The following is an 18,282-nucleotide window of genomic DNA, read 5'->3' as shown; positions in this document are numbered from 1 at the left end:
GTAAGTTTCGTTCACGGAGGAGTCCCATGCGGCGCTGGAGCCTGGCGGGCCAGATGCTGGTGCTGCAGTTGCTCGTGGTCGCGGTCACGGCGACCGGCGGCGCGGTGCTCGCGCTGGTGCAGGCGCACGAGTTGCTGACCGAGGAGGCGGGGGCCACCGCGCGGGCCGTGGCGGTCAGCGTGGCCGCCTCGCCCGACGTGCGCGACGCGCTGCGCACGCCCGACCCGAGCGTGCGCCTGCAGCCGTACGCCGAACGGGTGCGCCTCGCGACCGGGGTCGACTTCATCACCATCATGCGGCCGGACGGCACCCGCTACACCCATCCGAACCCCCGGCAGATCGGCCACCGCTTCCTCGGCCACACCCAGCGGGCGCTGGCCGGCCAGACGTTCATCGAGACCTACACCGGCACGCTCGGCCCCTCCCAGCGCGCGGTGACGCCCGTTATGGCCGACGGCCGGGTGCGGGCGCTGGTCAGCGCGGGCATCACGGTCAACCGGATCAGCGAGAGGCTGCGCGGGCAGTTCGCCTGGGGCGGCCTCATCGTCGCGCTCGCGCTGTCCCTCGGCGCCGCGGGCACCTGGCTCGTCACCGTCCGGCTGCGCCGCCAGACGCACGGGCTCGGGCCGGTCGAGCTGGGCCGCATCCACGACCACCACGACGCCGTCCTGCACGCCGTACGCGAGGGGCTGCTGCTGGTCGGCAGGGACGGCCGGCTGGCGCTGTGCAACGACGCCGCCCGGCAGCTGCTCGGCCTGCCCGACGACGCAGAAGGGCGGCACCTGTCGGAACTGTGCCCGGCCGCGCTGGTCGAGGGGGTGCGCGGCGGCGGGGAGCAGGTGCACCTGAGCGGCGACCGGGTGCTCGCGGTGAGCGGCGCGCCGAGCCGGCTCGGCACCGTCGTGACCGTACGCGACCACACCGAGCTGCAGGCGCTGACCGGCCAGCTCGACGCCGAGCGGGGCTTCGCGGAGTCGCTGCGCTCGGCCGCGCACGAGGCGGCCAACCGGCTGCACACCGTGATCACCCTCGTGGAGCTGGGCCATACCGACCAGGCGGTCGCGCTCGGCACCGCCGAGCTGCGGGCGGCGCAGGAGCTGACCGACCGCGTGGTCGGCGCGGTACGCGAGCCGGTGCTGGCCGCCCTCCTGCTGGGCAAGAGCGCCGAGGCCGCCGAGCGCGGCGGCGAGCTCGTGATCAGCGAGGACAGCGAGCTGGACGACCTCGGCCTCGACCCGCGCGAGCTGGTCACCATCGTCGGCAACCTCATCGACAACGCGATCGACGCGGCCGGCCGGGTGGAGGTGCAGCTGCGCGCCGACGACGGCGGCCTGACGATCCGGGTGGCCGACGACGGGCCCGGGCTGACCGACCAGGCGGCGTTCGAGCGGGGCTGGACCACCAAGGGCGACGGCCACGGCCTCGGCCTCGCGCTCGTCGGCCAGGCGGTGCGACGGCTCGGCGGCACCATCGAGGTGACCGGCTCCGAGTTCACCGTGCGGCTGCCCGTACCGGAGGCGGTGCGATGAGCGACCTGATCAGCGTGCTCGTCGTCGAGGACGAGGAGATCACCGCCGAGGCCAACCGCATCTACGTCGAGCGCGTGCCCGGCTTCGAGGTGGCCGGGGTGGTGCGGTCGGGCGGCGAGGCGCTGCGCCTCCTGCGCCGGCGACCGGTCGACCTCATCCTGCTCGACCTCAACCTGCCCGACATGCACGGGCTGGAGGTGTGCCGGGCGGTGCGGGCCGGTGGGCTCATGTGCGACGTCATCGCCGTCACCTCGGCGCGCGACCTCGCCATGGTGCGCTCGGCGGTGTCGCTGGGCATCTCGCAGTACCTGCTCAAGCCGTTCACCTTCGCGACACTCGCCGAGAAGCTGCAGCGTCATGCCAGGTTCAGGGACGAGGCGGGACTCGCGGTCGGGCAGGGCGACGTCGACCGGCTGCTCGGCGCGCTGCGGGGCAGCTCCGAACTGCCCAAGGGCATGTCGCGCGACACTCTCGACGCGGTCGCGGGGCGGCTTCGCGAACACCCGCACGGGATGGCGGCGCAGGGCGTGGCCGACGTGGTCGGGGTGTCGCGCGTGACCGCCCGCCGCTACCTCGAACACCTGGTGGAACTGGGGATCGCGGTGCGTGTGCCGAGGTACGGAGGGGTGGGCCGGCCAGAGTTGTTCTACCGGCTGCCCATGGAAAGTTAATTGCGGTGACGCTGGGCGTTCAATCCGGCCATCTAGCTTCTGGGTGCTATCCGAGCAATGAGGAGAAACACCTTGCGAGTCCTGGCCGTAGTTCCCGCCCGCGGAGGTTCGGCGGGCGTTCCCCTGAAGAACCTCGCCCTGGTCGGGGGCGTCCCGCTGGTCACCCGCGCGGTGCGGGCCTGCCTGCGCGCCGAACTGGTGGACGAGGTCGTGGTCAGCACCGACCACGCCGGGATCGCCGAGGCCGCCAGGAAGGCGGGCGCCACCGTCGTCGATCGTCCTGAGGAGCTGAGCGGCGCCGCCGCCTCCAGCGAGTCGGCCGTGCTGCACGCCCTCGACGCGCTCGGTGCCGACCCCGAGGTCGTCGTGCTGGTGCAGGCCACGAGCGCGTTCATCGACCCCGAGGCCCTCTCGGCCGCGGTGCGCAAGGTGCTGGACGGCGAGGCCGACTCGGTGGTGTCCGGCCTGCCGACGCACGCGTTCCTGTGGACGGCCGCCGGCGCCGGCGTCAACCACGACCCGGCCGTCCGCAAGCTCCGCCAGGAGCTGGAGCCGCAGTACCGCGAGAACGGCGCCTTCTACGTCATGCGCGCCTCCGGCCTGCGCGAGCACGGCCACCGCTTCTTCGGCGCGATCACCGTGCAGCCGGTGCCGGCGCAGCACGGCCTCGAGATCGACACGCCCGAGGACCTCGAACTCGCCCGCGCCCTCGCCCCCTTCGTGGACCGGCCCGAGCCGATCGACGTGGACGCCGTCGTCACCGACTTCGACGGCGTGCACACCGACGACCGCGCCTACGTCGACTCCGACGGCCGCGAGATGGTGCAGGTCAGCCGCTCGGACGGGATGGGCGTCTCGCTGCTGCGGCGGGCGGGCGTGCGGGTGCTGGTGCTGTCCACCGAGCAGAACCCGGTGGTGGCCGCCCGTGCCCGCAAGCTCGGCGTGCCGGTGCTGCAGGGCCTGGCCGACAAGCGGACGGTGCTGCGGGAGTGGCTGGCGTCCGAGGGTCTCGACCCGGCCCGCGTGGCCTACGTCGGCAACGACGTGAACGACCTGGGCGCGATGGCCGAGGTCGGCTGGCCGATCGCGACGCCGGAGGCCCACCCGAAGGCCCGAGCCGCGGCCCGCGTGGTGCTGACCCGTCCCGGCGGGTCGGGCGCGGTGCGCGAGCTGTGCGAGCGCGTGCTCGCCGCGCGCCCCGAGCCGGCGCCCGCCGCCGTCACCTCCGCGCGGGTCCGCACCTGGCCGCGCCGCGGCCCGGTGGCGATCGGCGACCTGCTGGTCGGCGACGGACAGCCGGTGTACGTCATCGGTGAGATCGGCATCAACCACAACGGCGACGTCGACATCGCCCGTCGCCTCATCGACGTGGCCGCCGACGCCAGCTGCCAGGCGGTCAAGTTCCAGAAGCGTACCCCCGCGATCTGCGTCCCCGAGGAGCAGAAGCGCCAGATCCGGCAGACGCCGTGGGGCGAGATGACGTACCTGGAGTACAAGGAGCGCACCGAGTTCGGCCGCGACGAGTACGAGCAGATCGCGAAGTACTGCGACGAGCGCGGGCTGCACTGGTTCGCCTCCCCCTGGGACGTCCCTTCCGTGGAGTTCCTGGAGGACATGGACGTCCTGGTGCACAAGGTCGCCTCGGCCGGCATCGCCGACCACGAGCTGCTGCGCGCCCTGGCCGCCACCGGCAAGCCGATCATCCTGTCGACCGGCATGTCCACGCTGCAGGAGATCGACGCGGCGGTCGACATCCTCGGCACCGACAAGCTGATCATGATGCACGCGACGTCGACGTACCCGCTGCCGCCCGAGGAGGCGAACCTGCGGACGATCACCACGCTGAAGGAGCGTTACGGCGTCCCGGTCGGCTACTCCGGGCACGAGCGCGGCCTGCAGATCTCGCTGGCCGCCGTCACGCTCGGCGCGGTCACGGTGGAGCGGCACATCACCCTCGACCGGACCATGTGGGGCTCCGACCACGCCGCCTCCCTGGAGCCGGTCGGCCTGGAGCACCTCGTCCGCGACATCCGGATCATCGAGCAGGCCATGGGCGACGGCGTCAAGCGCGTCTTCCCCGGCGAGGAGGCCCCGAAGGCCCGCCTGCGCCGGGTGACCGCCTGACCCTCCGCACCCCCTGGAGCGTCCATTTGATCACCCTCTCGGTCGTCGTGCCGGTGCGGGACGGCGAGCGCCACATCGCCGACGCGCTCACCTCGCTGTGCCGTAACACCAGGCACGACTTCGAGTTCATCGTCGTGGACGACGGGTCCGTGGACGGCACCGGCGAGGTCGTCTCCGACTTCGCCGGTGAGCTGCCCGGTCTCACCGTGCTGCGCAACGAGGCGCCCGCCGGGCTGGCGGACGCGCGCAACGCGGGCCTGTCGGCCGCGACCGGCCGGTACGTCACGTTCCTGGACGGTGACGACTGGCTCGCCCCCGGCTACCTGGCACGGCTGGTCGACGCCGTCGACGGCCTCGGCTGCGACTTCGTCAGGACCGACTACGTGCAGGTCGAGGGCCGCAAGCGGGTCGTGCACCGCGCCCCGTCGGCGCGGCGGGGCGCGGTGCACGACCCCCGCGACGGCATCCTGCCCGCCGACGTGCGGACCATGGTCGACTACCCGTATGCCTGGGCCGGGATCTACCGGCGCTCGCTCGGCGACCTGCTGCGCTTCCCCGGTTCCCTGCACACGGCCGAGGACCGGCCGTGGATCTGGCGGCTGCACCAGCAGGCGGCCACGTTCGCCGTGGTGTCGCTGGCCGGCGTGTTCTACCGCAGGATGGTCTCCGGGTCGCTCACCCAGGTGGGCGACGAGCGCCAGCTGCACTTCCTCGACGCGTTCGAGCTCGTCATGAAGGATGTCGAGCCGCGTTTCCAGGCCAAGGCGGTGCGGAACTTCTGCGCGCTGCTGGCCCACCACCTGGAGCTCGCCGACCGGTTCACGCCCGAGCTGCGCGCCCGCTTCGAGGAGCGGGGCGCGCGGATGGTGCGCGACCTGCCGGCCGAGCTGGTGGCCGACTCGGTCGCGCGGATGTCCGCGCAGCGCGGGGCGGCGCTGCGCGCCCTGCTGCCCGACCTTCCCCCCGGCCCGCACGTCCGGGTCCGCCAGGAGGAGCCGTAAATGAAGGTCTTCTACGCCTCGACGCTGTTCGGGGCGATGTCACTGGCGGCCGCCATCGACGACGGCCGCTTCGGTGACGGCCGTCGCGTGCTGATCGTGTCGAGCAACGCGGCCGTCCCGGAGATCGCGACCCCGCTGGAGCAGACCCCCGGCTTCGCCGTGCTGCGCTCCCGCTTCGACGCGGTGCACTCGTGGAACGAGCTCATCGCGCCGCTGCACCCGTCCGACTGGCGGGCCCGCGTGGTCGAGGTGCCGATGTTCGAGCGGCTGCTGCGCACGCTCTGGGGGCTGGACGGCGTCGAGGAGCTGGTGCTGGAGTCGATCGCGGTCGCTCCGGCCCGGACCATCGCGGGGCTCGTGCGCGACTGCCCGATCACGGTCTACTCCGACGGGCTGATGAGCTACGGCCCGACCCGCGACCCGCTGCCCGCGGAGATCTCCCGCCGCATCGTCCGGCTGCTGCACCTCGACCTCGTGGCGGGCCTCACGCCGCTGCTGCTGAGCGAGTACGGCGTCACCCCCGAGGTGCTGCCCGCCGAGCGGTTCCTCGCGGTCGTGGACGAGGTCGCCTCGACCGCCCCCGCCGGGCTCTCCGGCCGGGCGCTCGTCCTCGGCCAGTACCTGTCGGCGCTGGACATCGTCACGCCGGAGGAGGAGGCCGGGCTGCACGAGACGATGCTGTCGGCCCTCGCCGCCCGCGGCTGCACCGACGTCGTCTTCAAGCCGCACCCGGCCGCCGGACGCCGGCACGCCCAGCTCGTGCGGACCGCCGCCGACCGGCTCGGCGTGCGGGTGTCGGTGGCAGGGGAGAGCGTCCCCGCCGAGGTGTACTTCGCGGCGCTGCGGCCTGAGCTGGTCGTCGGGTGCTTCTCGACGGGGCTGATGACGGCCCAGCGCTACTTCTCCCTGCCGGTCGCCTCGTACGGCACCGACCTGGTGCTGGAGCGGCTGACGCCGTACGAGAACAGCAACCGGATCCCGGTCACCATCGTCGACGCGCTGCTGCCCCGGCTGTCGCCTGAGGGGCACCTCGGCTGGCCGCCCGCGCTGGACCTGCCCGCGCTCGTGCGCGCGGTCGGCTACTGCATGCAGGCCGACGCCTATCCCGAGCTGCGGCCGGACGGCATGGAGTTCGACCGGCGCTACTTCAAGCGCCGGCGGCTGGAGGCCCTGGGCCTCGCCGTCCCGGCGGCGGGAGCCGTCCAGGAGGCGAAGCCCAGGGCGGGCGCGCTGACCCGGATCCGCAGGAAGATCAGGTCAGCGCTTTGAGATAGCGCCGGACGCGGCGCTTGGCCCGGTATCCCACCCGCAGCATCTGCGGCGGCACCTCCACCCGCAGCCGGGCCCTGCGCCGCGCGGCCGCGTGCTCCTGGCCGTCGAGCAGCGATCTGGCCGGTGTGGGCCGGGAGGTCACGAGGCCGTTCAGCAGGCTCGTCCAGTCGCTGCGCTCGGCCGGGTGGAAGTAGTTGGCCGCGCACCACGTGGGCGAGGCCGCCCTGAAGTCGCCGGCGGCGAGGTCGTCGAGCGTGCCGAGCAGGCCGCTGCCCTCGAACACCACGTTGATCATCTCGGCGTTCACGCCGAAGTCGCTCAGCACCAGCGACGGGACGCCGAGCGCGATCGCCTCCAGCGCCGCCGTGGAGCTGACCGTGACGAACCCGGCCGCCTTCGTGAGGTGGTCGTGCATCGAGCCGGTCGCGAACTCGACCCGTCCCGGCTCGCCCAGGTCCCGCCACAGCTTCTGGTAGTGGTGGCGCTCCTTGTGCGTCTGCTGCTCGTCCTCCAGCGCGCGGAGCTTGACCACGACGTCGAGGTCGGGCCGGTCGGCGGCCAGGCGGGCGAGCACGTGCAGGATCCGCTCGCGGTTGCCGCGCTCGCGCGGCACCTTGGCCTGGGTGGCGAACACCACCCGCCTGCCGCCCCGCGGCGGGGCCTCGAACACCGTGCCGGAGGATGCGGGACGCAGGAAGGGCAGCCGGGCCAGGCCCACCGCGCCTCCTCCGCCGAGCCGGGCGGCGACCGCGGAGAACTCGGCCACCTCGCGCTCGCTGTGCACCACGAACAGGTCGCATCCGCTGCGGAACAGCCACGCCTTGTCCGTCGCCGGCACCGAGATGCCGGGCAGGCCGCTGACGAACACCGGCCGGGGCCGCAGGCCGTCCAGCACCTCGGCCACCAGGACGTCCACCACCGGGCCCGTGCAGGCCACGAGGATCACGTCGGGCCGGGTGCGCTCGGCCACCCGCCGCAAAGAACGGGCCGACAGCACCGGCGGCGCGGGACGCCCGTCGACGGCGGCGGCGATCTGCTCCGCGGAGGGGGCGATCGGCGTCCGCACCACGACCAGCTCCGTCACGCAGCCCGCAGGCAGGTCACCGAGCAGGCAGGCCGCCCATTTCAGATACGAGTCGGAGTCGGCGACCGCCAGCACTCTCACCCAGGTACTCCAGTCAAATGCGAGCGCAGGGCAGGAGCCGCCCTGCTGGTCCACCAGTCATCGGGAACGTGCACGGGCTCGACGGCGACACCGCGCGGGCTGAGCAGCACCCGCAGCGAGGTGATCGCGGTCGAGGGCAGGCTGAGCACCCGCTGGCCGGCGTCGAGGCCGCGCAGCGTGAGCTCGGCGGGAGCGCCGGCGTCGTGGACGGTGATGCCGGGGCGCTCCCGGATCAGCGCGACGTCGGTCGGGTCCTCGCGGCGGTGCGGGTAGTACGCGAGCGGCTCGCGCGCGGCGAGGTCGCTCAGCCAGCGCAGGTAGTGGTCGCGGTGCACCAGTCCGTTGCGGACGAGCGAGGTGCCGAGGACGACCGTGCGCTCGGCCGGCCCCTCGGCGCTCGGCGGCTGGGCACGCAGCCAGGGGAAGTCGTGGCGGACGAGCTGGACCCCGGCCTGCCGGACGGCCCTTTCCAGCGCGTCGCCCACCGGGAGCGCGGTGAAGATCGACACCTCGCTCATGCGCAGGCGCAGCGCGGCGGCGAGGCCCAGCGCGGTGCGCGTCGGGCTCGGCTCGGCGCGGGCCCGCAGCAGCGGGCGGAAGCGGCCCTCGGCGAGCAGCTCCAGCAGGTTGAGCGTGGCCCGTCCGTCGTCGACGATGACGATGCGGCCGGGGCTGGACAGCAGCCAGCGCAGCTGGACCCGTCCGGAGAAGGCGTCACCGACCGCCTGCACACGGCGGGGCATGCGCTCGCGCGGCTCCGCCACCGTGAGCCCCTCGGGCAGCCCGAGGGACTCCAGCTCACGCCGCGTGGCCCGCAACGGCCGCAGGCCCGCACGCGGGATCACGACCGACGCCGGGCCCAGCAGCCCGGCGTGGTGGGCCTCGACAGCGCACAGCATCTGGAGCGGCGACTCCACCCAGGCCGACGCCTGTTCGACCACTGCTGCCTCCGAGTCGGTGGCCCGTCAACGACCGCTTCAAGCTAGCCCGACCGGCTTAAGCCGCTAGAAACACGACGTGAACAATGGAGAGTATGAACTCACTCCTGCTGAACACGGACGGCGTCCAGATCCCTCAGCTGGGGTTCGGCGTCTGGCAGATCCCGGCGGAGGAGACCGAGCGGGCCGTCGCCCACGCCCTGCGGATCGGCTACCGCCATGTCGACACCGCCGCCGCCTACGGCAACGAGGAGGCCGTCGGGCGGGCGGTCAGGGCCGCCGAACGGCCGCGCGAGAAGCTGTTCGTGACCACGAAACTGGCCAACCCCGACCACGACCGCGCCGAGGCCGCCTTCGAGGAGAGCCTGTCGCGGCTGGGCCTCGACTACGTCGACCTCTACCTGATCCACTGGCCGGTGCCGAGCCGCGACTCCTACGTCCAGGCGTGGCGGGCGCTGGAGAAGATCTACCGCAGCGGCCGGGCCAAGGCCATCGGCACCAGCAACTTCACCGTCGAGACGCTCACCCGGCTCATGGACGAGACCGACATCGTCCCGTCCATCAACCAGATCGAGCTGCACCCCTACTTCCAGCAGCGTGAGTTGCGGGCCTTCCACGAGGCCAACGGCATCCTGACGCAGGCGTGGAGCCCGCTCGGCCAGGGCAAGGGGCTGCTCGAGGACCCGGCGCTGGAGCTGCTGTCGTCCAAGTGCGGCAGGACGCCCGCGCAGCTCGTGCTCCGGTGGCACCTGCAGCTCGGCAACGTCGCCATCCCCAAGTCCGCGACGCCCGCCCGGATCAAGGAGAACTTCGGCGTCTTCGACTTCGTCCTCGACCCCGAGGACATGGCCGTCATCGGGGCCATGAACCGGGGACAGCGCCTCGGACCCGACCCCCAAACGTTCGTATGACCTGAAATATCCCTTACCGGCTAGCATCTCCCGGGTGCGAGAATTTACCTGGGGAATAGCAGCAACCGGTGCCATCGCCCGCGTCGTGGGTGCGGCCATCGTGGCGGAGCCGGGAATGCGGGTGGCCGCCGTGGGCTCCCGCGACCTCGGCCGGGCAGAGGCCCTGGCGGCCGAGCTGGGCGCCGAGTCGGCGTACGGATCCTACGAGCAGTTGTGCGCCGACCCGGCCGTCGACGCGATCTACATCGCCACGCCCCACGCCCAGCATCTGCAGGTGGCCGAGGCCGCGATCGCGGCGGGCAAGGCCGTGCTCTGCGAGAAGCCGCTGGCCGCGACGGTCGACGACGCCGAGAAGATGGTGCGCCTGGCGCGCGAGGCCGGCGTCTTCTTGATGGAGGCGATGTGGATGCGGTTCAACCCGCTCATCCAGCTGATCGCGGCCGACCCCCGCTTCGGCGAGATCCGGTCGGTGCAGGCGAGCTTCGGCTTCGCCCTGCCGTACGAGCCCGCGCACCGGCTGTGGGCGCCGGAACTGGGCGGCGGCGTGCTGCTCGACCTCGGCATCTACCCCATGGGGCTGGCCCAGCTGCTCCTCGGCATGCCCTCCGAGCTCCGGGTCACCGGCTCCCTCGCCCCCAACGGGGTCGACGCGGAGGCGGGCGGCGCCCTGTACTACCCGGGCGGCAGGCACGCCCTCGTGTCGACGTCGCTGCTCGCCGACTACCCGAACGACGCGCGCGTGGTGGGCACCGGCATGCGGGCGGACATCCAGGCGCCGTTCTGGGCGCCGCAGCGGATCGTCCTGACGGCCAAGGGGATGGAGCCGGAGGAGCACGTGCTCGACCCGGCCGACAACGGTTACGCCGGGGAGTTGCGCGAGGTCCGCGCCGCCGTGGCGGAGGGCAGGACCGAATCTCCGATCATGCCGCTTGACGAATCCCTTGCCATGATGGGGCTTCTGGCCGACGCACGGCGTCAACTGGGCTGACATCCCTTTTCAGGGATTGTGAACCTCTTGCCCCATGTATTACCTTGTGGGGACAGGTCAGCCGGTTTGTCCGGTTTTGACCGACCATCGTACGACCACACTCACAGGATCGTCCTGTGACCGCTGAATCCGCCTGAGGCGGAACCGGGGACCCATGTTCCTTCGGGGCGAATCGGCACGTCAGTGCCGTAGGGCAGCTTCCACGCCCGAGCCCGTCAGCTAACCCGGTAAGCGGCATGGAAGCAAGGAGTTAGCCCCCTCGATGGCCAAGCATTCCCTTTTTGCTGCTTCGAAGAAGAACCTCGCCCGCGCCGTCCTCGGCGCGACCGTCGTCTCCACCGTCCTCGGCGTCAACGCTGTCGCGCACGCCGAGGCCCTCCCCCACCCGGCCGCCCACGCGGCGCCGGTGCTCGCGGACCGTTCCGAGGACGTGCGGGTCAAGTCGGAGAAGGAGAAGATCACCGTCACGGCCCAGCAGGTGCTGGCCCTGGCGAAGTCGCAGATCGGCACCTCGGAGAACTCCGTCGGCGGCGGCACCCCGTACCAGCGGTGGTACTCCCGCTCGCAGCGCGCGGCCGAGACCATCGCCCGTGACGGCGGCACCCGCGCCGACTACCTGAACGCGGCCTGGTGCGCCATGTTCGTCTCATGGGTCGGCGACAAGGCCGGCGCCCGCTCGCAGATCGGCTGGGACGCCTACACCGTCGCCCACGCGAAGTGGTTCAAGAACAACGGCCGGTTCGGCGACGTTGCCAAGCCCGGCTCGGTCGTCTTCTTCTCCTGGAGCGGCAGCGACAGGATCCGCGACATCAACCACGTCGGTTTCGTGGAGAAGGACAACGGCGACGGCACGATCACCACGATCGAGGGCAACACCGGCAGGGGCCGCGTCGAGGAGCGCGTCCGCCCGAAGTCCCAGGTCGTCGGCTACGGCTACCCCGATTACGCCGCCTGACCCCCCTCTGAGGCCCCAACCCCACGCGTCCGCCCCCGGCCGCAAGCCGGTCCGGCCAGCCGCTCCCAACCAGGCTGACCTGCCCCCATCCCCCTGAGGCGCGCGCCCCCTTCGCAGGGGCGCGCGCCTCACAACACAGCGACATTCCCGCGAGTACGTCCGGCACGACCACCCCGACGCCGCCGGCCCCCTCCCCCGAAGCCACCCGCCCCACACCGGGGCGCTCGACCCGGCCACCCCGAACGCGAGCACCTCCCACCCGCGCCCTCGCCCGACGGCCACCGCCAACCACGCCGCCCAAGTTGCCCCTTGACGGCGAACATCTGGTCGGTGGCCTTGACGGCCTCTTCCGGTGTTCCATCGCCCATTCCTTGGCGGTGGCGGTGAGCCAAGTGCAGGCGCGGCACCTGCCCCCTTCACCTGCGCGCGCCTCTCCGACGGCCACCCCCGACGCTGCCCGCCCTCCTGAGACACCTGCCCCCCACACCGGGCCCGCGCGCCGCACGCACCCGACCACCCCGAACGCGGGCACGTCCAGAACGCAGGCGCTCGCACCGAGCGGCACCTGCCCCCTTCGCCGAGACGCGCGCCTCACGCACCCGACCGCCTCCAGCAGCCCCGCCGCACCCCGACGCTGCCCGCCCCCTGAGACACCTGCCCACACACCGGGGCCCCCGCTCACGCACCCCGCACCCCTCGAACGGGGACACGTCCCTGAACGGCCACCCTGACCACGCGCCCCAGAGGCACGTGCCGCCGCACCGGGGCCACTTACCGCACGCGTCCGGCCGCTCCGGACGCGGGCTCGTACCGAACGGCCACCTCGATCGCCCGCCCGGCCCCTGAGGCGCCTGCCCTTTTCGTCGGGGGCGCCTTGCGGCGCGCGGCCGGCCCGATACGGGTGGGGCCACTGGGGTTGGTGAACTCTGGGCGGTGCGAAATCCACCATGTGGCCTGGGAGCGCTCCCAATATACCTTTTATGGCTTTATATGCCCTTAAGTCCGGTCTCACGCCTCACAAACCGGCCCTTGGTAACGGTTGGGTGACGTGGCATTGACGCACAGACCGCGTGAGTGCACCCTTTGTGGGAGCGCTCCCAAAACCCCCCACCGCGGAGGCGCTACCGCGGTGCCGTCTCCCATGTTCACCCAGAAGGGGTCAACCCATGTTGATCAGCAAGCGTCGCGGCATGGCCGCGGCCACGGCCCTGGCTGCGGCCACGCTGGCCGTAGCGTCCTGTGGCTCCGGCTCAGGCTCCAGCGAGCCCACCAGCTCAGGCCCGGTCACCATCCGCGTGCAGACCTTCGGCGGCGGCAGCAACTTCGGCTACAAGAACGCCATCACGAAGTGGAACGCCGAGCACAAGGATATCCAGATCAAGGAAGAGCACCTCACCGACCAGTTCGAACAGCAGTACTGGCCGCAGATGATCCAGTGGCTGACCTCCGGCACGGGCGCCGGCGACGTGGTGGGCATCGACGAGGGCGGCATGGGCCTGGCCAAGGCGCACCCGGAGTGGTGGGCCGACCTGAAGGAGCACGGCCTGGAGTCCCGCAAGGCCGACTTCCCCGCCTGGAAGTGGGAGAACGGCGTCACCGCCGACGGCAAGCTGTTCGGCCTCGGCACCGACATCGGCGGCATGAGCCTGTGCTACCGCAAGGACCTGTTCGAGAAGGCCGGCCTGCCCACGGACCGCGACGAGGTCGGCGCCCTGTGGCCTACCTGGGACGACTTCCTGAAGGTCGGCCAGCAGTTCCAGGCCAAGGTCAAGGACAGCAAGTGGGCCGACGGCACCAACACGCTGTACCAGGTGGTGCTGTACCAGGAGGCGGCCAAGAACGGCAACGTCACCTACTTCGACCAGCAGAACAACCTCATCGTCGACAAGAACGCAGCGGTCAGGACGGCCTTCGACTTCGCCCAGAAGCTGACCGAGCAGGGCCTGACGGCGAAGCTGCGCAACTTCACCGACGAGTGGGCGGCGGGCATCCAGAAGGGTTCGTTCGCCACGCTCGGCTGCCCGTCCTGGATGCTCGGCGCGGTCAGCGACAACGCCGGTGAGGACGGCAAGGGCAAGTGGGACGTCGCGTCGGTGCCCGGCGGCGGCGGCAACTGGGGCGGCTCCTGGCTCGCGGTGCCCAAGCAGTCGAAGCACCCGAAGGAGGCGGCCATGGTCGCCGACTACCTGACGCAGGCGCAGACCGAGGCGAGCATCTTCACCGACTTCGGCAACATGCCGAGCAACGTCAAGGCCCAGCAGGACCCGGCGGTGCAGAGCGCGAAGAACGAGTTCTTCAACGACGCTCCCATCGGTGAGATCTTCGCCAAGTCCGCCGCCAGCCTCCAGCCGGTGTTCCTGGGTGTGAAGCACGCCCAGGTCAAGTCCGCCATCGAGTCGGTCGTCCAGGGCATGGACGACGGCTCCGTCGCCTACGACAAGGCCTGGCAGCAGCTGGTCGACGACGCGGTGAAGGCCGCGGGCTGATCCTCCGCCCGGCCCGCCAGGGGGCGGGCCGGGCTTTCGCCGCTGAAAGGTCTGTGATGAGCCTCGACACCCTTCCACGGACGGCGCGGACCCCTCGCCGCGACCACCCGCCAGGACGCCGCTGGCGTTCCCGCGTGGACGTCAAGGCGATGCCGTACGTCCTGGTGTCCCCGTACTTCCTGCTGTTCGCCGCCTTCGGGTTGTTCCCGCTCGCGTTCACGCTCTACTACTCGCTCTACGACTACGACCTGGCCGGCACCACCGAGTGGACCGGGCTGGGCAACTACGCCGCGCTGCTCGTCGACGAGGACTTCTGGAACGCCGTGGTCAACACGGTCGGCATGTTCGTCCTCGCGACCGTCCCGCAGATGCTGCTGGCGCTGTTCCTGGCCAACGCGTTGAACAAGCGCTTCCGCCTCCGCCTCGCGATCCGGATGAGCGTGCTGCTCCCGCTCGTCACGTCGGTGGTCGCGGTGGCGGTGGTGTTCACGCAGCTGTTCGCCCGCGACTGGGGCCTGGTCAACTACATCCTCAGCTGGTTCGGCGTCGACGCCACCAACTGGCGGGCCGAGCGCATCCCGTCCTGGCTCGCGATCGCCACCATGGTCGACTGGCGCTGGACCGGCTACAACGCGATCATCTTCCTGGCCGGCATGCAGACGATCCCGCGCGACCTGTACGAGGCCGCCGCGATCGACGGGGCCTCGCGGCGCCGCCAGTTCTGGCAGATCACGCTGCCGATGCTGCGCCCGACCATGATCTTCGTGGTGCTCAACTCGACGATCGGCGGCCTGACGCTGTTCTCCGAGCCGACCACGTTCTACAACGGCAACGTCGACGGCGGCTCGCAGGGCCAGTTCCAGACGGTGGCCATGTTCATCGTCAAGCAGGGCTTCCGCGAGTTCGACTACGGCTACGCCGCCGCGGCCGCCTGGCTGCTGTTCCTGCTCATCCTCATCGGCGCGCTCGTCAACTTCCTGGTCGTGCGCAGGATCGGGGGCACCAAATGACCAACTGGTCACCGACCGTCTTCACCAGGGTCATGCTGGGGGTCGCCGTCCTCCTGTCGGCGTTCCCGCTGTACTGGATGCTGGTGATCGCCTCACGCACGAACGCCGACGCGGTGGCCGTGCCGCCGCCGTTCCTGCCGGGCGGCAACCTCGGCGAGAACATCGTCGCCGTGCTCAACAACGAGGACGCGAAGTTCCTGCTGGGCCTGACGAACTCGTTCGTCGTGGCGAGCATCGTCACGGTCTCGGTCGTCATCATCTCGACGCTGGCCGGGTTCTCGTTCGCGAACCTCGCCTTCAAGGGCAAGAACGTGCTGCTGCTGCTCGTCCTGCTGACGATGGCGGTGCCGCTGCAGCAGATGGGCGTCGTGCCGCTCTACCGGCTGATGGTCAGCATGGAGTGGACGGGCACCCTGAAGGCGGTCATCCTGCCGTACCTGCTGAACGGGTTCGGCGTCTTCCTGATGACGCAGTACACGCGCCAGGCCGTGCCGATGGAGCTGGTCGAGGCCGCCCGGGTGGACGGCGCCGCCACGCTGCGCATCTGGTGGAACGTCGTGCTCCCCGCGGTGCGCCCCGGCATGGCCGTGCTCGGCATCAACACGTTCATGCTCATGTGGAACGACTTCATGTGGCCGCTGATCGTGCTCACCCCGGACAACCCCACCGTGCAGATCGCGATCACCTCGCTGAACGCGCGGTTCTCCACCAACTACACGTTGATCTTCGCCGGGACGGCGTTGTCCATCATCCCGCTCATCGCGGTGTTCGTCGTGTTCGGCCGGCAGATCGTCGGCGGACTCATGGAAGGTGCGGTCAAGGCGTGACGACACAAGAGGAACCGGCGCTCGCCGGGCTGCGCTTCCCCGCGGAGTTCGCGTGGGGCGCGGCGACCTCGGCCTACCAGATCGAAGGCGCCGTCGCCGAGGACGGGCGTGGCCCGTCCGTCTGGGACACCTTCACCAAGATCCCGGGCCGGGTCCTCGGCGGCCACCACGCCGACGTGGCCATCGACCACTACCACCGCTACCGGGAGGACGTCGCGCTGATGGCGCGGCTGGGCCTGTCGGCCTACCGCTTCTCGGTCTCGTGGCCGCGGATCCAGCCGGGCGGCTCTGGCCCGGTCAACACCAAGGGCCTCGACTTCTACAAGCGGCTCACCGACGAGCTGCGCCGCCACGACATCGCTCCCTGGCTGACCCTCTACCACTGGGACCTGCCGCAGGAGCTGGAGGACCGCGGCGGCTGGCCCAACCGTGACACGGCCTACCGCTTCGCCGAGTACGCGGCCGCCGTGCACGACGCCCTCAAGGACCACGTCGACACGTTCAGCACCGTCAACGAGCCTTGGTGCGCCGCGTTCCTCGGTTACGCCTCGGGCGAGCACGCCCCGGGACGGCGTGAGCCGGAGAACGCCATCAGGGGCGCGCACCACCTCAACCTCGCCCACGGGCTGGCCGTCCAGGCCATGAACGCCCGGCGGGTCGGCGGCTGCGTGAACCTGTACGCGATCTCCCCCGCCACCGACAGCGAGCGCGATCTCGACGCGGCCCGCCGCGTCGACGGGCTGCAGAACCGGTTCTTCCTGGACGCGCTCCTGCTCGGCCGCTATCCGCAGGACGTGCTCGACGACCTCGCCATGGATCTCGACTTCATCGAGCCGGGCGACATGAAGACCGTCAACGCCCCGATCGACGTGCTGCTCGTCAACTACTACAGCCGCTTCACGGTGTCGGGCGAGCCGGGCGGACGGGCCTCGGCGGCCGCGGCCCCCACCGACACGGCCTCGCCGTGGGTCGGCAGCGAGCACGTGTCGTTCGTCAACGGCGGCCGGCCGGTCACCGCGATGGGCTGGGAGATCGACGAGGACGGCCTGGTGGAGATCCTCACGAGGGTCCAGCGGGAGTACCCGGCGATCCCGATGGTGATCTCGGAGAACGGCTCCGCCTTCGACGACGTGCTCGTCGACGGGCGGGTTCACGACCGGGAACGGCAGGCCTACCTGGAGTCCCATCTTGCCGCCTGCAGGCGGGCGATCGACCTCGGTGTGCCGCTGCAGGGCTATTTCGCCTGGTCCTTGATGGACAACTTCGAATGGGCCTGGGGTTACGGCAAGCGCTTCGGTCTCGTCCACGTGGACTTCGAGACGCAGGAGCGGCTGCTGAAGGACAGCGCTCTCCGGTACGCGGAGATCATCCGGCAGAATAGGCGCCATGAACCGACCGACTCTTGAGGCAGTCGCTGCTCGGGCCGGGGTGGGCCGGGGCACGGTGTCGAGAGTCATCAACGGCTCCCCCAACGTCAGCGCCAAGGCCCGAGAGGCGGTCGAGCAGGCCATCCGCGAGCTGGGTTACGTACCCAACCGCGCGGCGCGGGCGCTCGTCACGCGCCGCACCGACACGGTGGCGCTCGTGGTGTCGGAGTCGCAGCTGCGCGTCTTCGACGAGCCGTACTTCGCGGGCACGATCCGCGGCATCGGTTCGGCGCTGGCCGAGACGGGGCTGCAGCTCATCCTCGCCATGGCCCGCACGCCCGAGGAGCACGAGCGGTTGGAGGCCTACCTGTCCGGCCAGCACGTCGACGGCGTGCTGCTGCTGTCGCTGCACGGCGCCGACCCGCTGCCGGACAGGCTCGAGAGCATGGGGGTGCCGACCGTGCTCGGCGGCCGGCCCGTCGGCCTCTCCCCCTACAGCTACGTCGACATGGACAACCGGGCGGGCGCCCGGCAGGCGGTCAAACACCTGCTGGGCCTCGGCCGTTCGCAGATCGCCACCATCGCCGGCCCTCAGGACATGGGGGTGGGCGTCGACCGGCTGGCCGGCTACCGCGACGCGCTGCTGCCCTCCGGCCTGCCGGAGCTGGTGGCCTACGGCGACTTCTCCGAGCGCAGCGGCGCGGCGGCGATGACCGAGCTGCTGCGTGCGCATCCCGGCATCGACGCCGTGTTCGCCGCGTCCGACCTGATGGCACTGGGTGCGGTCCGCGTGCTGAAGAGCGAGGGGCGCGCGATCCCGGGCGACGTGGCGGTGATCGGGTTCGACGACTCCAAGGCGGCGCTGCACGCCGAGCCGCCGCTGACCAGCGTCCACCAGCCGACCGAGGCGATGGGCCGGCAGATGGCGCGGCTGCTCGTGGCCCGCATCCACGGCGAGGAACTGCACCAGCCGGTCGTGATCCTCGACACGCACCTGGTACACCGCGAATCCGCCTGATCCGCCCCCCTCGGGAGAAC

General features: G+C 71.4%; 15 protein-coding genes and 1 riboswitch. Of the genes, 13 read left to right on the top strand and 2 right to left on the bottom strand.

All coding sequences use genetic code 11. From position 1 onward, the window contains the following. Window positions 1-26 precede the first annotated feature (26 nt). The 5 genes from BLR04_RS07635 (at window position 27) to BLR04_RS07615 (ending at window position 6,594) form a co-directional block, all read left to right on the top strand. The gene (locus BLR04_RS07635; RefSeq protein WP_090761115.1) at window positions 27-1,529 is read left to right on the top strand and encodes an ATP-binding protein; all 1,503 of its coding nucleotides are present in this window, start codon (window positions 27-29) and stop codon (window positions 1,527-1,529) included. Beyond that, window positions 1,526-2,200, top strand: coding sequence for a response regulator (locus tag BLR04_RS07630; RefSeq protein WP_218128757.1), 675 nt, complete (start codon window positions 1,526-1,528; stop codon window positions 2,198-2,200). The genes BLR04_RS07635 and BLR04_RS07630 overlap by 4 nt, the downstream gene beginning before the upstream one ends. A 72-nt stretch (window positions 2,201-2,272) precedes the next feature. Beyond that, window positions 2,273-4,324, top strand: coding sequence for an N-acetylneuraminate synthase family protein (locus BLR04_RS07625; protein ID WP_245740090.1), 2,052 nt, complete (start codon window positions 2,273-2,275; stop codon window positions 4,322-4,324). Between the two features lie 26 nt (window positions 4,325-4,350). After that, a complete protein-coding gene (locus BLR04_RS07620; protein WP_090761111.1) occupies window positions 4,351-5,325 on the top strand; it encodes a glycosyltransferase family 2 protein in 975 nt (324 codons plus the stop codon). Continuing rightward, on the top strand, window positions 5,326-6,594 hold the full coding sequence (locus tag BLR04_RS07615; protein ID WP_090761109.1) for an alpha-2,8-polysialyltransferase family protein: 1,269 nt from the start codon (window positions 5,326-5,328) through the stop codon (window positions 6,592-6,594). It begins immediately after the preceding gene. Here the strand turns inward: BLR04_RS07615 and BLR04_RS07610 are convergent. Next, entirely contained in the window at window positions 6,578-7,762 is a 1,185-nt protein-coding gene (locus BLR04_RS07610) for a DUF6716 putative glycosyltransferase (RefSeq protein ID WP_090761108.1), read from the bottom strand. The genes BLR04_RS07615 and BLR04_RS07610 overlap by 17 nt on opposite strands. Next, entirely contained in the window at window positions 7,759-8,703 is a 945-nt protein-coding gene (locus BLR04_RS07605; protein WP_090761107.1) for a hypothetical protein, read from the bottom strand. The genes BLR04_RS07610 and BLR04_RS07605 overlap by 4 nt, the downstream gene beginning before the upstream one ends. A 92-nt stretch (window positions 8,704-8,795) precedes the next feature. On the opposite strand from BLR04_RS07605, the gene BLR04_RS07600 reads away from it, so the two are divergent. The 8 genes from BLR04_RS07600 to BLR04_RS07565 all read left to right on the top strand — a co-directional run bounded on the left by BLR04_RS07600 (window position 8,796) and on the right by BLR04_RS07565 (window position 18,262). Then, complete coding sequence (locus BLR04_RS07600) at window positions 8,796-9,611, top strand: aldo/keto reductase (RefSeq protein ID WP_218128756.1); 816 nt, start codon at window positions 8,796-8,798, stop codon at window positions 9,609-9,611. A gap of 34 nt (window positions 9,612-9,645) precedes the next feature. Beyond that, window positions 9,646-10,599, top strand: a complete 954-nt coding sequence (locus BLR04_RS07595; protein ID WP_090761104.1) for a Gfo/Idh/MocA family protein — start codon at window positions 9,646-9,648, stop codon at window positions 10,597-10,599. A 111-nt stretch (window positions 10,600-10,710) separates the two neighbouring features. Beyond that, a riboswitch (cyclic di-AMP (ydaO/yuaA leader) is annotated at window positions 10,711-10,848 on the top strand. A 13-nt stretch (window positions 10,849-10,861) separates the two neighbouring features. Continuing rightward, on the top strand, window positions 10,862-11,554 hold the full coding sequence (locus BLR04_RS07590; protein ID WP_090761102.1) for a CHAP domain-containing protein: 693 nt from the start codon (window positions 10,862-10,864) through the stop codon (window positions 11,552-11,554). A 1,166-nt stretch (window positions 11,555-12,720) separates the two neighbouring features. Beyond that, on the top strand, window positions 12,721-14,040 hold the full coding sequence (locus tag BLR04_RS07585) for an extracellular solute-binding protein (protein WP_090761100.1): 1,320 nt from the start codon (window positions 12,721-12,723) through the stop codon (window positions 14,038-14,040). Window positions 14,041-14,096: 56 nt separating this feature from the next. Beyond that, entirely contained in the window at window positions 14,097-15,050 is a 954-nt protein-coding gene (locus tag BLR04_RS07580; RefSeq protein ID WP_090761098.1) for a carbohydrate ABC transporter permease, read from the top strand. Continuing rightward, on the top strand, window positions 15,047-15,877 hold the full coding sequence (locus tag BLR04_RS07575; RefSeq protein WP_090761096.1) for a carbohydrate ABC transporter permease: 831 nt from the start codon (window positions 15,047-15,049) through the stop codon (window positions 15,875-15,877). The genes BLR04_RS07580 and BLR04_RS07575 overlap by 4 nt, the downstream gene beginning before the upstream one ends. After that, entirely contained in the window at window positions 15,874-17,283 is a 1,410-nt protein-coding gene (locus BLR04_RS07570) for a GH1 family beta-glucosidase (protein ID WP_090761094.1), read from the top strand. The genes BLR04_RS07575 and BLR04_RS07570 overlap by 4 nt, the downstream gene beginning before the upstream one ends. Beyond that, window positions 17,264-18,262 (top strand): LacI family DNA-binding transcriptional regulator, encoded by a 999-nt coding sequence (locus BLR04_RS07565; RefSeq protein ID WP_090761092.1) that lies wholly within the window; start codon window positions 17,264-17,266, stop codon window positions 18,260-18,262. Before BLR04_RS07570 ends, BLR04_RS07565 begins: the two co-directional genes overlap by 20 nt. Window positions 18,263-18,282: the final 20 nt, after the last annotated feature.

This window comes from Nonomuraea maritima (assembly GCF_900100395.1).
Taxonomy (GTDB): domain Bacteria; phylum Actinomycetota; class Actinomycetes; order Streptosporangiales; family Streptosporangiaceae; genus Nonomuraea; species Nonomuraea maritima.
Note: the sequence above shows the minus strand (reverse complement) of the source record. Positions and strands in the feature narration are given on the sequence as shown.